This is a genomic window from Microbispora sp. H11081 (assembly GCF_012999535.1).
Classification (GTDB): domain Bacteria; phylum Actinomycetota; class Actinomycetes; order Streptosporangiales; family Streptosporangiaceae; genus Microbispora.
The window spans coordinates 986,761-1,005,667 of the sequence record NZ_JABBWV010000001.1 but is presented as its reverse complement, the minus strand read 5'-3'; the positions used below and the strand labels follow the sequence as shown (position 1 = coordinate 1,005,667).

Here is an 18,907-nt window from a genome sequence, read left to right as displayed (position 1 = left end):
GGGGTCACTCGCTCAGCTCGCGGTCGAGCAGGCCGAACAGCTCGTCGTCGGAGGCCGCCTCGACTCCGGCCAGGGAGTCGCCGCCGTTCGCGGCCTGCCGTCCCCCGGAGGGGTCCAGGACGCTCAGCGCGCCGCGCAGCGCCCGTACGAGCTCGGCCCGCTGCCGGTCGCCGCCGGTGAGACCGGAGGCGGCCGACACCCAGACGTCCAGCGCCGCCGGGTCGAACACCGGACGCTCCCCGTGGTGACCGTGCGGCCCGTGCACCCGGTCGAGCAGGTACGCGGTCAGCTCCCGTACGGTCGGGTGGTCGAACAGCACGGTCGCCGGGAGCCGCTCGCCCGCCTCCTCTCCGAGCCGGTTGCGCAGCTCGATCGCCGTGAGCGAGTCGAGGCCGAGGTCGAACAGCCCGCGATCCTCCGGCGGGCTCGTCCCGCCGGGCAGGCCGAGCACCTCCGCGACCCGGCCCGCGACGACGCCGCGCACCAGGGTCCGGGCCGCCTCCTCGTCCAGCCCGTCGAGGCGCCGCGCCAGCGGCACGGCCCGTACGGCGGGAGCGGAAAAGGGAGCGGGGGGCACCAGATCGGCGAGCACCTCGGGCAGTTCGCCATGCCGCCGGGCGAGCGCGGCCCGGTCGAACCGCGCCGGAACCAGCACGGCGGGGCCCGCCGCCAGCGCGTGGTCGAGCAGGGCGAGCGCCTCCCCGCTCACCAGCGGGCGGACGCCCATCCGGTCGAGCCGGGCCCGTGCGGCCGCGCTCAGCTCGGCGGCCATGCCCCCGCCGGCGTCCCACAGGCCCCAGGCGAGCGACAGACCGGGCAGCCCGCCGGCCCGCCGGTGCCGGGCGAGCGCGTCCAGGAACGCGTTGGCCGCCGCGTAACCCGTCTGCCCCGCGTTGCCCAGCACCCCGGCGACGGACGAGAACAGCACGAACGCCCTCAGCGGCAGGTGGGCGGTGAGCCGGTGGAGGTTCCAGGCCGCGTCCACCTTCGGGCGCAGGACCCGGTCGAGCCGCTCGGGCGTCGTGTTCTCCAGCACGGCGTCGTCGAGCGCGCCCGCCGCGTGGACCACCGCGACGAGGTCGGCCGCCCCGGCGACCAGCGCCTCCGCCGCGGCCGGGTCGGCCACGTCGCAGGCGGCCGTACGGACCTCGGCACCGTCCAGCGCGGCCAGTTCCCTGGCGAGGGCGCGCAGCGCGGGATCGGCGTCGCCGCGCCGGCTGACGAGCAGCAGCCTGCGGGCGCCGTGGCGGGCGGCCAGGTGCCGCACGACCTCGCCGCCGAGCGCGCCGCCGGCTCCGGTGACCAGGACCGTGCCCGAGCCCAGATCCGGAGCGTCGCCCGGGGCGCCGGTCAGGACGCGCAGGCGGGGGCGTACGGCCCGGCCCAGGCGGAGGGCGAGCTGGCCGGGCCGGGCCGCCAGGGCGCGCGGCAGTTCGGCCAGCGACTCCGGACTTCCGTCGACGTCGATCACGCCGACCCTGCCGGGGAACTCCTGGACCGCCCCACGGACGAGCCCCCACAACGCCGCCCCGATCAGCCCGCCGAGGTCGCCAGGACCGCCGGAGACCGCCGGGCCGGAGGCCAGTGGTCCCTCGGCTGCCGTGGCTCCCCGAGTCACCACCACGAGGTGGCCGTCGCCGGGCAGCCCGAGGATGGCCGCGCGTGCCGCCTCCAGGGCCGCCCGGACCGCCGGGCCGGGGCCGTCCGGGGACGCGGCGTCGCCGTGGCCGCTGTGCGAGCCGGTCGGATAGGTGACGACGGGGCAGGGCGCGTCGGCGAGGAGCCCTTCGGGGGCCAGGACGACCGCGGGGCCCCCGGACGCGGGCGGGCCGTCGAGCGAGGCCGGGTCCCAGACGACCTCGTACGGCCGCGGGCCGGCTCCGCCCGCGCTCAGCAGGGCGCGTTCCTCGACCGGGCGTACGCGGACCTCCGCCACCGACAGCACCGGGGCTCCCCCGGCGTCGGCCACGTCGAGCGCGAACGACTCCTCACCGGTGAGCCGGATCCGCACCAGCGACATTCCCCCGGGCTCGGCGTGGAGACGCACGCCGCGGAAGGCGTAGGGAACGGGAATGCGTCCCTCAGGCGGCTCTCCCGCGCCGGCGATCCACGGGTGGAGGGCGGCGTCGAGCAGCCCGGGGACGATCTCGCTCTCGACCTCGGCGTACAGCTCGTCCTCGGTCCGCCACAGGGCGCGCAGGCCCTGGAAGGCGGGGCCGTACTCGTAGCCGCGCGCGGCGAAATCGGCGTACGCGCCGGTCACGTCCACGGGCACGGCCTCGGGCGGGCGGCCGCCGGACCAGGCGGGCCCGGGCTCGTCGTCGCCGAGCGCCGCCTCGGCGTGCAGGGTCCACTCCTCGCCGCCGGAGGGACGGCCGTGGACGCGGACCCGGTCGCCGTCGACCGCGATCCGCAGGTGGACCTCCCCGTCCGCGGGGATCGGCACCGGGGAGCGCAGTTCCAGTTCCCGCACCGCGGCGGCGCCGTGCCGGGCCGCGAGCCAGGCCGTCACGTCGAGGAGGGCGGCGGCCGGGAGCACCGGGACCCCCGCCAGCGCGTGGTCGGCCAGCCAGGGCTGCCGCCCGGCCGACAGCACCCCGGTGTAGACGGTCTGCCCGCCGCCGGGCACGGTTACGGCGGCCATGAGCAGCGGATGGCCGGGTTCGTCCGCGCCGACGCCGGCCGCGGTCGCGTCCGCCGCGGGGGCGGCCAGCCACAGCCGCTCGCGGCGGAAGGGGTAGGTGGGCAGCGGGACCACGGCGCCGCCGCCCAGCAGCGCCCGCCAGTCCCAGGCGACCCCGGCCGCGAAGGCCCGGGCCACGAACGTCCACAGCGCGGTCACCTCCCCGGTCCCGCGGCCGAGCGCGGCCGCCGCGACGGCGTCCTCGCCCAGGTCGCACTGGCGGACCATCGCGGTGAGCGCCGAGTCCGGGCCGATCTCCAGGAAGCGGGCCGCGCCGAGGCCGCGCAGCCGTGCGACCGCGTCGGCGAAGCGCACCGTCCCCCGCACCTGGTCGGCCCAGTGGTCCGGCGACCCCAGAGTGCCGGCGCCGGCCTCCTCGGCGGTGAGCGTCGACACGAGCGTGCGGTGCGGGGCCGACGCGGCCAGGCCCGCGATCTCCGCGCGGAAGGGCGCCAGCATCGGCTCCATCAGGGCCGAGTGGAATGCGTGGCTCACGGTGAGCCGTCTGGTCCGGTGGCCGCGCTCGGCCAGGATCCCGGCCAGCCTCTCCACGGGCCCGGCGTCTCCGGAGATCACCACCGAGCCGGGGGCGTTGACGGCGGCCACGTCCACCGGCGTCTCCGCCTCCCGCGCAAGCCGTTCCACCGTCGCCGGGTCGGCCTGCACGGCCACCATCAGCCCGCCTTCCGGCAGTTCCTGCATGAGCCGCCCGCGCGCGGCCACGAGCGCCGCCGCGTCCGGCAGGGTCAGCGCACCGGCGACGTGCGCGGCGGCGATCTCGCCCACCGAGTGCCCCGCGAGGGCGTCGGCCGGCAGGCCCCACGACTCCAGTAGGCGGAAGATGGCGACCTCCAGCGCGAACAGCGACGCCTGCGTGTAGCGGGTCCGGTCGATGAGCCCGGGCTCGCCCTCCCCGGCGATCACGGCCGCCACGTCGAGGCCGTCGATGCGGCGCAGTTCCTCGCACACCTCGTCGAAGGCCCGCGCGTACGCCGGGAACGTCCGGTACAGCTCGGCGCCCATGCCGGTCCGCTGGCCTCCCTGGCCGGCGAACAGCACGGCGGTCCGGCCGCGCACCGCCGTACCGGTGACGACGACGGGGAAGCCGTCGGCCGGCGGCCGTGTTCCCGAGACGAGGTGGCCGAGCCCGGCGACCAGTTCGGCGCGGTCCCGGCCGAGCACGACGGCCCGATGGTCGAACGCGGTCCGGGTGGTGGCGAGCGACAGGGCGACGTCGGCGATCCGCGTCCCGGGATCGGCGAGCACGTGCCGCCTGAGCCGGGCCGCCTGCTCGCGCAGCGCTTCGGCGGTGCGGGCGCTGAGCACCCATGGCACGACCCGCGTCCCGGGCGTCTCCTCGCCGGGCGCGGCGGCGGGCGCCGGGGGCTCGTCACCCATTTCGAGGACGACGTGGGCGTTGGTGCCGCTGATGCCGAACGAGGAGACCGCGGCCCGGCGCGGCCCGGGGGTGTCGGGCCAGGGAACCGGCCGGGCGGGCACGGTGACCGCGCCGCCGGACCAGTCGACGTGCTCGCTGGGCCGGGCCAGGTGCAGGGTGGCGGGCACCTGCCCGTGCCGCATGGCCAGCACCATCTTGATGATCCCGGCCACCCCGGCCGCCGCCTGGGTGTGGCCGATGTTCGACTTGACCGAGCCCATGAGCAGCGGCGCGCGGCCGTCCCGGTCCCGGCCGTACGTGCCGAGGACCGCGCCCGCCTCGATCGGGTCCCCGAGCCGGGTGCCGGTGCCGTGGGCCTCCAGCACGTCGACGTCCGACGGCCGCAGGCCGGCGCCGCGCAGGGCGGCCCGGATGACCCGCTCCTGCGCCGGGCCGTTGGGCGCGGTGAGTCCGTTGCTCGCGCCGTCCTGGTTGACCGCGGAGCCGCGGACCAGGGCGAGCACGCGGTGGCCGTTGCGCCGCGCGTCGGAGAGGCGCTCCAGCACGAGCAGCCCCACACCCTCGCCCCACGCCGTGCCGTCGGCGTCGGCGGAGAACGGCTTGCAGCGGCCGTCGGGCGCCAGCCCGCGCTGGCGGCTGAACTCGACGAACGTGGCGGGGCTCGCCATCACGGTCGCACCGCCGGCGAGGGCCAGGGCGCACTCGCCGAGACGGAGGGCCTGCGCGGCCTGGTGGACGGCGACCAGCGAGGAGGAGCAGGCCGTGTCCACGGTCACCGCCGGGCCCTCCAGGCCCAGGGTGTAGGAGATGCGGCCGGACGCGACGCTTCCCGCGCTGCCGCTGACCAGGTAGCCCTCCAGGTCGCGGGCCGCGCCCCGGCGCTGGTGAACGCGCGCCCCGTAGTCGGAGTACATGACGCCGACGAACACCCCGCTCTGCGAGCCGCGCAGCGTCGCCGGGTCGATCCCCGCGTCCTCGACCGCCTCCCAGGCCGTCTGCAGCAGCAGGCGCTGCTGCGGGTCGACGGCCAGGGCCTCACGGTGGCTGACCCCGAAGAACTCGGGGTCGAACTCGGCCGCGTCGTGCAGGAACCCGCCATACCGGGTGATCGACGTGCCCGGATGCTCTGGGTCGGGGTCGAACAGGTCGGGGTCCCAGCCTCGGTCGGCGGGGAACTCGGTGATGGCGTCGGTGCCCGAGGCGAGCAGTTCCCACAGCTCAGCCGGTGTCCGTACGCCGCCGGGGAACCGGCAGGCCATGCCGACGATCGCGACCGCGTCGTCGTCCGGCCCATAGGGCTCCCGCGGCCCCTCGTCCTCGTCGCCGCGCGTGCCGGGGCCGTCGGCGAGAAGGCCGTCCAGGTGGGCGGTCAGGGCGGCCGGGGTCGGGTGGTCGAACACCACCGTGGCGGGCAGGCGGACGCCGAGGTCGCCGCCGAGCCGGTTGCGCAACTCGACCGCGGTCAGCGAGTCGAACCCGAGATCGGTGAACGCCCGGTCCGGATCTATCTCCGAGCCGTCGGCGTGCCCCAGCACGGTGGCAACCGCGTCGAGCACCGCGTCGAGCACCGCGTCGAGCACCGCGTCGAGCACCGGCCGCGCGGTGTCCGGACCCCCGTCCCGGGCGTCGGGCCGCGTGGAGACTCCCGCGTCGGGTCGTGCGGCGGCGGGGTGGATCCGCCCCGGCGTCGCGGGGAGGTCGAGGCTGCCCGCCACCACGACGGGGGCGTCCAGTCCCAGGGCGCGGTCGAACAGGCCGAGCCCGTCGGCCGGGGCCATGGGCCGGATGCCGGCTCGCCCGAGCCGGGCGACGTCCCGCCCCACCAGGCCTCCGCTCATTCCGTCGTCCAGGTCCCACAGGCCCCAGTGCACGGTCAGCCCGGGGCGGCCGGACCGCCGTCTGCCCCGCGTCACCGCCTCCAGCGCGGCGTTCGCGGCGGCGTACGCGCCCTGACCGGCGGTGCCGAGGACACCGGCCACCGAGCCGAATAGCACGAACGCGTCGAGGTCCGCGTCGCGGGTGGCCTCGTCGAGGTTGCGGGCGGCCGCGAGCTTGGCGTCGAGCACCCGGCGCAGGGCCTGCGCGGTCAGCCCTTCGACGACGCCGTCCTCCGCGACGCCCGCCGCGTGGACGACGCCGGTCAGCGGGCCGTCGAGGCCGCCCAGCAGCGCGGCCAGGGCCCGCGGGTCGGCCGGGTCGCAGGCTCGTACGGCCACGGCGGCGCCGAGCGCGGTCAGTTCCGCCCGGATCGCGGCGGCGTCCGGGTGGCGCTCGCCCCGGCGGCTGACCAGGAGCAGGTTCCGCACGCCGTGGCGGGTGACCAGGTGGACGGCGATCCGCCGGCCGAGCGCGCCGAGGCCGCCGGTCACGAGCACCGTGCCGCCCGCGGCGCTGCGCGGCCACAGCGACGGCGTTCCGGAGGACGGCGCGGCGGGCTCGGCGACGAGTCGCGGCACCAGCGGCGCTCCCCCGCGGATCGCGGCCTCGGGGAACTCCGCGCCGACAGCCGCGAGCAGCCCCGGATCGAGGTCTCCCTGCGCGGCGTCTGCCGCGCCGATGTCGAGCAGGGCGAACCTGCCGGGATGCTCGGCCCTGGCCGACCTGACCAGGCCCCAAAGGGCGCTGGTGGACGGCCTGGCGTCCTCGGCGCCGTCCGCGGCGAGGCCACGCGTCAGCACCACCAGGCGGGCGTCGGCGGCCGCGGGATCGGCGATCCACCGCTGAAGCGCCTCGCGGGCCGCGTCCAGCACGGCGTACGGGTCGTCGTCGCGGTCGAGCCCGTCGAGCAGCACGAGCGGCGGCGGGTCTACGGGTAGGGCGTCGGCGAGGGCGAAGTCCCCGGCCGGCTCGGGCGGCGGCGCCGCCTCCCAGGCCAGGCCGTACAGCGCGGCGACGGCCGGGAGCGGGCGCAGCCGCAGCCGCTCCACTGTCAGCACCTCCCGCCCGTCGTCGCCGATGAGGTCCACGCGGTAGGCGTCGGTGTCCAGCGGGGTGAGCCTGGCACGGACACGGGTGGGACTCGCTCCCGGAGGTCGCGTACGGGCCGCCCCCGGCGCCGGATGCGCGCGGACGCCGCTCAGCGCGTACGGAACCCGCCGGGGGCCGCCGAGCCCGTCCAGCGAGAGCGCGTGCAGGGCGGCGTCCAGCAGAGCCGGGTGCGCGGCGTATCCGGCGGCCTCGGCGCGGAGCGACGGCGGCAGCGCCACCTCCGCGAACAGGTCGCCCTCGTCGCGCCACGCGGAGACGAGCCCCTGGAACGCCGGGCCGTACTCGTAGCCGTGGTCGGCGAGCAACCGATAGGTGTCCTCCGGCGTGCCCGGATCGAGGCGGGCGCCCGGACCCGACGCGACCGGCCGGCCGGGGAGGACCTCGTCCTCGGTGAGCGTGGCCGTGGCGTTGACGGCCCATTCGGCCGGTCCCGTGGCGCGGCTGCTGCGGACCGTGAGGTTCCCGCTCGCGGATACGGTCACCTGGAGACGGACCTCCGCCGCGCCCTCCAGCTCGATCGGGGCGTGCATCACGAACTCGCCGAGGGTCGGCCGGCCGGCCGTCGCGCCTGCGGCGAGGGCCAGCTCGACCAGGGCCGTGGCGGGGACAAGCACCCGCCCGCCGACCCGGTGGTCGGCCAGCCACGGCCGGCGGCGGGTGGACAGCACCCCGGTGAACAGCCGATCGCCGTCCGGCAACTCGACCGCGCCGGCGAGCAGCGGATGCGGCGACGTGTCCAGCCCGTACGCCGCCGGCCGGTCGTCGTCCACGGGCGGCAGCAGCCAGTAACGCCTGGTCTCGAACGGGTACGTGGGCAGGTCCGTGAGCCGGCCGCCCGCCAGGAGCGGCCCGAACTCGACCGGCACGCCCGCCACGTGCAAACGGGCGAGCGCCGCCCGGAACGCCTCCGCGTCCGGACGACCGGGCCTGAGCAGCGGCACCGCTACCGCCCCGCCGGCGGTCTCCACGTCGTCGGTCTCCGCGTCATCGGTCTCCTGGGCGAGCGCGGCGAGCGACCCGTCGGGGCCCAGTTCGGCGAACCGGGTCACGCCCGCCTCCCGCGCCGCGCGGACCGCGTCGGCGAACCGCACGGCCCCGCGCATCTGGGCCACCCAGTAGTCCGGCGACGCCATCTCCCGCTCGCCCGCGAGCTCCCCGGTCGCCGTGGAGACGACGGGCACCTGGGCGGGGGCGAACGTCAGCCCCGCCACCACCTGGCGGAACTCCTCCAGCACGTCGTCCATGTGGGCCGAGTGGAAGGCGTGACTCACCTTGAGCCGAGTGGCCTTGCGGCCGGCGGCCTTCCATCGCCCGGCGAGCCGGTCGACCTCGTCCGCGTCGCCCGACAGCACCACCGACGCCGGTCCGTTGATCGCGGCGATCTCGACGGCGCCGTCCGCCGACTCGGCCAGTTCGGCCGCCTCCTGGGGGGTGGCGGCGAACGCGGCCATCGCGCCGCCCTGCCTGGCCGACTGCATCAGCCGGCCGCGGGCGGCCACCAGCGCGCACGCGGAGGCGAGATCGAGCACCCCCGCGACGTGCGCGGCGGCGAGTTCGCCGACCGAGTGCCCGATCAGGAAGTCGGGCCGCAGCCCGTACGACTCGGCGAGGCGGTGGAGCGCGACCTCCACCGCGAACAGCGCCGGCTGGGCGTACCGCGTCTGCCCGAGCCGCTCGGAGTCGGCCAGCAGATCTCGCAGGGCGACTCCGATGTGCGGCTCGAGCAGCGCGGAGATCTCGTCGAACGCGGCGGCGTACACCGCGGACGTCTCCAGCAGCCCGGCGCCCATGCCGGCCCGCTGCGCCCCCTGCCCGGAGAAGAGGAAGGCGAGCCGCTGGTCCGGCGCCGCGCGCCCGATGGTCACCCCCGGGTGGCTTCCGCCGTCGCGGAGGGCCGCCAGCGCCTCAGCCGGGTACGCCGCCGCGCCGACGTCCACGACGGCCCGATGCTCCAGCCGCGGCCTGCGGCTGAGTGTGTACGCGACGTCGCGCGGCGCGGCGGACCCCGCGGCTAGGACGTCGTGCACGAGGCCCGCCTGGGCGCGCAGCGCGGTCTCCGTCTTCGCCGACAGCACGAACGGCACGCTCCCGCCGGGGTCCTCGGCCGTCGCCGCGTCGTGGTGCGCGCTGTCCCGGCCGTGGGCGCCGTCGCGTGAGGAGTCAGTGACGTCGGTGGGGGGTTGCTGGAGGATGACATGGGCGTTGGTGCCGCTGATGCCGAAGGACGACACCCCGGCCCGGCGCGGCCGTCCCGGCCAGTCCCACTCAACCGGACGGGTCAGCAACGCCACCCCCGACCCGTCCCAGTCCACATGCGGAGACGGCTCATCCACATGCAACGTCGCCGGCAACCGCTCATGCCGCAAAGCCATCACCATCTTGATGACCCCGCCCACCCCCGCCGCCGCCTGGGCATGCCCGATGTTCGACTTCAACGACCCCACCCACAACGGCGCCCCCCGATCCCGCCCATACGCCGCGATCAACGCCTGCGCCTCGATCGGATCCCCCAACCGGGTCCCCGTCCCATGCGCCTCCACCACATCCACATCACCAGGGCCCAGCCCCGCCTCCGCCAGCGCCCGCCCGATCACCTGCTCCTGAGCCCGACCATTCGGCGCCGTCAGCCCGTTGCTCGCCCCGTCCTGATTCACCGCCGACCCCGCCACCACGGCCAGCACCCGATGCCCGTTACGCACCGCCGCCGACAACCGCTCCACCACCACCACCCCGGCGCCCTCGGCCCACCCCGTGCCATCCGCCGACGCCGAAAACGCCCGGCACCGCCCATCGGCCGACAACCCCCGCTGCCGCGAGAACTCCACGAACATCCCCGGCGACGCCATCACCGCCACCCCACCGGCCAACGCCAGCGAACACTCCCCCGACCGCACCGCCCGAACCGCCAGATCCAACGCCACCAACGACGACGAACACGCCGTGTCCACCGTCAACGCCGGACCACGCAACCCCAGCACATACGCGATCCGCCCCGACGCCACGCTGGACTCGTTGCCGGCCAGGAGCAGGCCCTCCAGCTCCCCGGGCACGGTGCGCAGGCGAGCGGCGTAGTCGTCGTACATGGCCCCGATGAACACCCCGGTGTCGCTCTCCTTCAGCGACAGCGGATCGATCCCCGCCCGCTCCAGCGCCTCCCACGACACCTGCAACAGCAACCGCTGCTGCGGATCGGTCGCCAGCGCCTCCCGCGGGCTCATCCCGAAGAACGCCGCGTCGAACTCGCCCGCGTCGTAGAGAAAGCCGCCCCTGCGGGTGTAGGCGGTGCCCCGGTGGTCGGGGTCGGGATGGTAGAGGCGCTCCAGGTCCCAGCCCCGGTCGTCCGGGAAGTCCCCGGTCGCGTCCACGCCGCCGGCGACCAGCTCCCACAGGTCCTCCGGCGAGGCGACCCCGCCCGGGAACCGGCACCCCATCCCCACGATCACCACCGGATCGTCGTCCGCCGCCCGGACGGCCGCCACGGACGACGTCGCCGTGTCCTCCGCGGTGAGGAGCCCGAGCAGGTGCCCGGCGAGCGCGGTGACCGTGGGGAACTCGAAGACGACGGTGGCGGGCAGGGTCAGCCCGGTCAACGTGTTGAGCCGGTTGCGCAGCTCGACCGCGGTCAGCGAGTCGAAGCCGAGTTCCTTCAGCGGACGGTCGCCGGGCACCTCCGCCGCATCCGCGTGGCCGAGGACGGCCGCGGCCTGCTCGCGGACCAGCCGGGTGACGAGGTGGACGCGCTCGTGCGGCCGCTCGGCCCGCACCCGGCTCGCCCAGGCTCCCCCGGCCGTGCGCCGGGCGCCGCGCGGGAACGCCACGAGGCGGGAGAACAGGGCCGGCAGCCGGCCGGCGGCCGCCTCCTCCCGCAGCACGGCGTCGTCGAGGGGCGAGACCACCACGTACGGCTCGCGCGCCCGGTCGAAGGCCTCCAGGGCCGTGGCGGTGGCGAGCGTGCCGACGCCGTACCGGGCGAGCCGGGCCAGGCCGGCGTCGTCCAAGCCGCCGGTCATGGCGCTGGCCTCGTCCCAGACGCCCCAGGCGATGGAGGTGGCGGGCAGGCCGGCACCCCTGCGGTGCTCGGCCAGCGCGTCGAGGAACGCGTTGGCCGCGGCGTAGTTCGCCTGTCCCGGCACGCCGAAGGCGGCCACTGCGGAGGAGAACAGCACGAAGCGGTCCAGCGGCAGGTTCGCGGTCAGCTCGTGCAGATGCCAGGCCGCGTCGACCTTCGGCCGCAGCACGGCGGCCAGCGCGTCCGGGGTCAACTCGGTGAGGGTGGCGTCGGCGAGCACGCCCGCCGTGTGCACCACGCCACGGAGCGGACGGCCGGAGGGAACGGCGGCCAGCAGATCCGCCAGCGCGTCCCGGTCGGCGACGTCGCAGGCCGCCACCGTGACCTCCGCCCCTGCGGCGCGCAGGTCACGGGCGAGCGTGTCCGCACCCGGGGCGTCCGGTCCGGAGCGGCTCACCAGCAGCAGGTGCGGGGGCCGGGCCGAACCGGCCAGCCTGCGGGCGACGAGCGCCCCCAGCGTCCCCGTGCCACCCGTGATGAGCACCGTCCCCGGGTCCGCGTCCACCTCATCGGATGCGTCGGTCTCGCCCACCAGGGCCGCGCCGTCCCCGCCCTGCTCCCCCGCCTTGCCGGCCGCCGCCGGACCTGCCGGGCCGAGGTCCTGCGCGACGAGCCTCGGGACCAGGACGACCCCGTCGCGTACGGCCACCTCGCGCTCCATGTGGCCGGCGGCGAGCAGCGCCACCGGCGCGGCGCCGTCCACGACCGCGAGCGAGAACCGGCCGGGGTGTTCCGCGGCGGCGGTGCGGACCAGGCCCCTGATCGCCCCGGACGCCGGGTCCCCTCCGGCGACGACGACCGTCAGCAGGGCATCGCCGGCCGCGGGATCGGCGAGCCACCGCCGCAACAGGGACAGGACGGCGGCGGTCCTGGCGTGCGCCTCCTCCACCAGCCCAGCGGACCCCCCCGAGGCGGACGTGGAGGCGCCGACCGGAACCAGCACGGTTCCGGCCCCGGCCACGGCCTCGGTGACGGCTCCTACATCGGCGAGGACGTCCACGCCCCTGCCGTCGCCAAGATCCAGCAGGTCCGTGACCGGCCCGAACCCCTCAAGCACGGCGACACGGCCCGGCGCCTCGCCGGGGTCGGCGAGGGGCTCCCAGGCGACGGCGTACGCCTCCGCGACGGCCCGGCCGCCGGTGAGGTCGGCGCGCGTCGCGGGCCGGAAGGCCAGCGACTCCACTCCCCCTGCCACCCGTCCGGCCCCGTCGGCGAGAAGGCACCGGAACCGGTGGCCGCCGAGCGGCTCGATCCGGGCCCGCAGCGTACGCCCCGCCTCGCCGGTGAAACGCAGGCCCTCGAACGCGAACGGCAGCAGCGGCGCTCCCGCGTCGGGGACGGCGAGCCCGGCGAGACCCGCCACCACGGGGTGGAGTGCCGCGTCGAACAGCGCCGGATGCGGCGCGAAGTCGTCCGTCCTCGCCGGGGAGTCCGCGTCGCCGGGAACGTTCAGTTCCGCGTACACCGTGCGGCCGTCCCGCCAGGCGGCGGTCAGGCCCTGGAACGCCGGGCCGTAGTCGTACCCCAGCCGGTACAGGTGGGCGTAGACGTCCGACACGTCCACCGCCTCGGCCCCGGGGGGCGGCCAGGGCAGGAGGTCCTCTCCGGCCCGCGTGACCGGGACTTCCCCTGCGGAGGCCGGGGCCGCGGATGTCTCGCCGGCCCCCGCGAGCACGCCGGAGGCGTGGCGGGTCCACGGCTCGTCGTCGCCGGTCCTGGCGTGCACGTCGATGCCGCGCCGCCCGTCCGCGCCGGGCGCCCCGACGAGCACCTGCACCCGCGCGGTACGGCCGGCGTCCAGGACGAGGGGGGCCTCGACGGTCAGCTCCCGGACGTCCAGGCCGCCGGTGAGACGGCCCGCGTGCGCGGCCAGTTCGGCGAACGCCGTCCCGGGCAGCAGCACGGTGCCCAGGACCCGATGGTCGGCGAGCCAGCCCTGCGCGGCCGGGTCGATCTCCCCGGTCAGGACGGCGCCGCCGTCCGCGAGGGTGACCATCGCGCCGAGGATCGGGTGCCGGGCCGCGGCGAGGCCGAGCCTGGCCGCCTGGGCCGGCCCGGCCGAGGGCGTCAGCCAGTAGCGTTCGCGCTCGAACCGGTAGGTCGGCAGATCCACCGTCGCCCTGTGACCGGCACGGCCGGCGGGCCACGTGACGGAGGCCCCGGCGAGGTGGGCCACGGCGAGGGCCCGGCGGAACGCGTCCGTGCCGCCCTCGCCCCGCCTGAGGGTGCCCGTGGCGAGACCGCCCACGCCTCGCGCGGCCAGGATCTCCTCCACGGCGACGGTGAGCACCGGGTGCGGGCTGATCTCGATGAACCTGCGGTGGCCGGTGCCGGCCAGCCCCGCGACGACGGCGTCGAAGCGGACGGTGTCACGGAGGTTGCGGTACCAGTAGCCGGCGTCGAGCGTGGCCGTGTCGACCGGCTCGCCGGTCACCGCCGAGTGGAACGCCACCTCGGCCGGCCGCGGGGTCAGCCCGGCGAACGTCTCCAGCAGTTCCTCGCGCAGCGGCTCGACGTACCGCGTGTGGGAGGCGTAGTCCACCGGAACCCGGCGGGCGCGCACGCCGTTACCCTCGCACCAGGCGAGCAACTCGGTGAGCGCGGCGACGTCCCCGGCGACCACGGTGGAGCGCGGCCCGTTGTGCACGGCGACTTCGACGGCCCCGTCCCAGCGGGCCGCGAGCTCGGCCGCCTCCCCGGGGCCGAGCGCCACCGACACCATGCCGCCGTCTCCGGCGATGCGGGCGATGGCCCGGCTGCGCAGTGTGACCAGCCGCGCCGCGTCGGCCAGGGACAGCGCGCCCGCGACGTACGCGGCGGCGATCTCGCCCTGGGAGTGCCCGGCCACCGCGTCCGGCCGGACGCCGGCGGCGCGCCACATCGCGGCCAGCGACACCATCACCGCGAACAGCACCGGCTGCACGACGTCGACCCGCTCCAGCGACGGGGCGCCGGGGTCGCCGCGCAGCACGGCGTGCAACGACCAGTCCACGTGGGGGGCGAACGCCTCGGCACAGGCGTCGATCTCGGCGCGGAAGACCGGGTCGGCGGCCAGCAGCGCGCGGGCCATCTCGGGCCACTGCGACCCCTGCCCGGGGAAGACGAAGACCGTACGACCGGTGATCCGCTCGCCGGTCACCGCCGCTTCGTGGATCTCTCCCCCGGCCAGCGCCCGCAGGGCGGCCTGATGGTCGTCCAGTACGGCGGCGCCGTGCGCGAGCCGCGCGCGAGCCGCGAGCGTGGCGGCCACGTCGCGCAGGTCGAGTTCCGGATGGTCAGTCAGGTGATCGGCGAGCGCCGCGGCCTGCCTGCGCAGAGCGGCGGCGTCGGTCCCCGACAGCAACAGCGGCGCTTCCGGCGGCCCGGCCTCGTCCTCGGGCCTCGCCGCGTCGTGGTGCGCGCTGTCCCGGCCGTGGGCGCCGTCGCGTGAGGAGTCAGTGACGTCGGTGGGGGGTTGCTGGAGGATGACATGGGCGTTGGTGCCGCTGATGCCGAAGGACGACACCCCGGCCCGGCGCGGCCGTCCCGGCCAGTCCCACTCAACCGGACGGGTCAGCAACGCCACCCCCGACCCGTCCCAGTCCACATGCGGAGACGGCTCATCCACATGCAACGTCGCCGGCAACCGCTCATGCCGCAAAGCCATCACCATCTTGATGACCCCGCCCACCCCCGCCGCCGCCTGGGCATGCCCGATGTTCGACTTCAACGACCCCACCCACAACGGCGCCCCCCGATCCCGCCCATACGCCGCGATCAACGCCTGCGCCTCGATCGGATCCCCCAACCGGGTCCCCGTCCCATGCGCCTCCACCACATCCACATCACCAGGGCCCAGCCCCGCCTCCGCCAGCGCCCGCCCGATCACCTGCTCCTGAGCCCGACCATTCGGCGCCGTCAGCCCGTTGCTCGCCCCGTCCTGATTCACCGCCGACCCCGCCACCACGGCCAGCACCCGATGCCCGTTACGCACCGCCGCCGACAACCGCTCCACCACCACCACCCCGGCGCCCTCGGCCCACCCCGTGCCATCCGCCGACGCCGAAAACGCCCGGCACCGCCCATCGGCCGACAACCCCCGCTGCCGCGAGAACTCCACGAACATCCCCGGCGACGCCATCACCGCCACCCCACCGGCCAACGCCAGCGAACACTCCCCCGACCGCACCGCCCGAACCGCCAGATCCAACGCCACCAACGACGACGAACACGCCGTGTCCACCGTCAACGCCGGACCACGCAACCCCAGCACATACGCGATCCGCCCCGACGCCACGCTGACGCTGCCCCCGGTGAGGAGGTAGCCGTCCACGCCCCCGCCTCCCTCGTGGAGCCGTGGCGTGTAGTCGGAGGCCATCACGCCGACGAAGACCCCGGTGTCGCTCTCCTTCAGCGACAGCGGGTCGATCCCCGCCCGCTCCAGCGCCTCCCACGACACCTGCAACAGCAACCGCTGCTGCGGATCGGTCGCCAGCGCCTCCCGCGGACTCATCCCGAAGAACCCCGCGTCGAACTCCGCGGCGTCCCGCAGGAACCCGCCGTGCCGCGTGTACGAGGTGCCGGGCCGCCCGGCGTCCGGGTCGAAGAGGGCGGCGAGGTCCCAGCCGCGGTCGGCGGGAAACTCGCCGATGGCGTCCACGCCGTCGGCGACCAGCTCCCACAGGTCCTCCGGCGAGGCGACCCCGCCCGGGAACCGGCACCCCATCCCCACGATCACCACCGGATCGTCGTCCGCCGCCCGGACGGCCGCCACGGGCGCGTCCGCGCGGGGGCCGCCGGCCAGGTGGCGGGCCAGGGCGGCGGGGGTGGGGTGGCCGAACAGCGCGGCGGCCGGGAGGTCGGCGCCGAAGGCGTCGTTCAGCCGGTCGCGCAACTCGACCAGGCCCAGCGAGTCGAGGCCGAGGTCCCGGAACGTCGCCTCGGGGTCGACCCGCGCGGGGTCGGCGAAGCCGAGCACCGCCGCCACTTCCTCGATGACGCGGCGCTCCCCGGCCGCCGTACCGGCGGGTGGAACGGACGCGGAAACCGGCTCCGGGGCGGGGGCCGAGACGGGAGCGGGGGCGGGCGCCGCCGGCACGCCCTCACCCGGGGGCAGCCAGTGACGCTCGCGCTGGAAGGGATAGGTCGGCAGCGGGACGCGGGGGCCTACGGGCGGGAAGACGGCGTCCCAGTCGAGGCTCACCCCGGCGGTGAACAGCCTGCCGACGGCGGCTTCGGCGTCGTCGTCCTTGCCGAGGACCGGCACGAACGCGGCCTCCGCCCCCAGGGTCTCCCGTCCGGCCGCGCTCAGCGCCGTCCCGGGTCCCGCCTCCACGAAAATCCCGGCCCCCAGCGCGCGCAGCCGGGTCAGGCCGTCGGCGAAGCGGACCGCACGGCGGGCGTGCTCCACCCAGTAGCCCGCCCAGTCGTCCGCGCCGGCCAGGTCGAGCGGTTCGCCGGTCACCGTCGACACGAACGGGATGCGGGCCCTGCCGTACGTGAGCCCGTCGAGCACCGCGCGGAACTCGCCGAGCGCGGGGTCCATCAGCGGCGAGTGGAAGGCGTGGCTCACCGGGAGCCGCCGGATGCGGTGCCCGCGTGCGACGGCGAGGGCTGCGACGGCGTCCAGTGCCGCGTCCTCCCCCGCGACGACGACCGACCGCGGTCCGTTCACGGCGGCGACGACCGCGAGGCCGTCCGCCTCCGCGAGCAGCCCGGCCGCCTCGTCCTCCGGGACGCCGACGGCGAGCATCCCGCCGCCGGAGGGCAACTCGTCCATCAGCCGCCCCCTGGCCGCGATCAGCTCGGCGGCGGACGACAGGTCGAGCACGCCCGCGACGTGCGCCGCGGCCACCTCCCCGATGGAGTGACCGGCGACGAAGGACGGCTCGACGCCGAACGCCTCCAGCAGGCGGAACGTCGCCACCTCTACCGCGAAGATCGCGGGCTGGGTGAAGGCCGTGCGGTCGAGGAGCCTGGCCTCCTCGCCGCCCGGCTCCGACCAGGCGACCTCCTGGAGCGGCCTGGGCAGCCGCTCGGCGAGCGCCGCCGCGACCTCGTCGAACGCGGCCCGGAAGGCGGGGTGGTCGCGGTGGGCCCGCCGGCCCATGCCGGGCCGCTGGCTGCCCTGCCCGGGGAACAGCACCGCGACGGGCGCGGTCCTGGCCCTGCCCGTGACGAGACCGGCCGCCGGGCGTCCACCGGCCAGCGCCGCCAGCCCGGCCGGCACGTCGCCCGTGATCGCCGCCCGGTGGTCGAAGGCGGTCCGGGTGGTCGCGAGGCTCCGTGCCAGGCCAGCGGCGAGCCCTCCGCCGGACGGCACGTGCTCACCGGGCGCCTCGGGCCCGCCGAGGAGGTCGTGCTCGGACAGGAGGTCGCGCAGCCGGGCCGCCTGCTCCCGCAGCGCCGCGCCGGTGCGCGCGCTGAGGACGAGGGGGGTGCGCACGCGGGAGTCGCGGTCCGATGGTCCGGCCTGCCGCGCGGCGCGCACCGCCTCGTCCTGGCGGGGCGGTTCTGCGACCACGACGTGGCAGTTGGTGCCGCCCATGCCGAACGAACTGACGCCCGCGACGAGCCGCTCACTCTCCCGGGGCCACGCTCCCCCCTCGCCGCGGACGGACAGGCCCCAGCCGTCGAAGTCGATCTCCGGATTCGGCTCGGCGAAGTTCAGGCTCGCGGGCAGCCGCCGCCGGTCGACGCTCAGCACGGTCTTGATCAGCCCGGCGACGCCCGCCGCGCCCTCCAGGTGGCCGATGTTCGTCTTGATGGACCCCACCTGCAGGACCGGCCCCTCACCGAGGCGGGTCAGGCCGAGGCCGCGCGCCTCCACCGGGTCGCCGACCCGGGTGCCGGTGCCGTGCAGTTCGACGTACTGCAGCGCAGAGGGCGCGACGCCGGCGGCCGCCCACGCCCGCCTGAGCACCTCGGCCTGGGCGCGGGCGCTTGGCGTGGTGAGGCCGTCGGTGCCGCCGTCGTTGTTGACCGCGCCGCCGAGCAGCACGGCGTAGATCCGGTCGCCGTCCTCGACGGCGGCGTCCAGCGCCTTGAGCAGCACCAGTCCGGCGCCCTCGCCCCGGACGTAGCCGTTGGCCCGGCGGTCGAAGGTGTGGCACCGGCCGTCCGGCGACAACCCGCCGAACCGGGCCACCGCCGCCGTACCGGCCGGGTCGACGATCAGGTTGACGCCGCCCGCGAGCGCGAGGCGCGACTCGCCTCCCCGCACGCTCTCCGCCGCGAGGTGGACGGCGACCAGCGACGACGACTGCGCGGTGTCGACCGCGACGCTCGGCCCGCGCAGTCCGAGCGTGTACGACACTCGGTTGGCGATGATGGCCCGGGTGGTGCCGGTGAGGGTGTGGCGGCCGATCGCGGCGGCCCGCGACAGCGTCGCGTACTCGTCGGCGATGGAGCCGACGAACACGCCGGCCGGCGTGTCGCGCAGCGTGGCGGGCACCACCCCCGCGTCCTCCAGCGCCTCCCAGGCCAGTTCCAGGACGAGCCGCTGCTGGGGATCCATGGCCGCGGCCTCGCGCGGGGAGATCCCGAAGAACTCCGCGTCGAATCCGGCGATGTCGTCGAGGTAGCCGCCGTACCGCACGCCGGGGTGCTCGCGGGCGAGGTCGTCCAGCAGCGAGGACCGCGCCCGCCCCTCGGGCACCTCGCGGACGGCGGCGCGGCCCTCGTCCAGCAGCCGCCACAGCGCGCCGGGCCCGGACGAGCCGGGCAGGCGGCACGCCACTCCGACGACCGCGACGGGCCGGGACACCTGCTGGTCGGGGCTGATCACGTC

1 protein-coding gene is annotated in these 18,907 nt (G+C 76.6%); it reads right to left on the bottom strand.

Annotated features, from left to right (window positions below):
- Nucleotides 1–4: 4 nt before the first annotated feature.
- Nucleotides 5–18,904, bottom strand: a complete 18,900-nt coding sequence (locus HHX31_RS04460; RefSeq protein ID WP_169943846.1) for a type I polyketide synthase — start codon at nt 18,902–18,904, stop codon at nt 5–7.
- Nucleotides 18,905–18,907 lie beyond the last annotated feature (3 nt).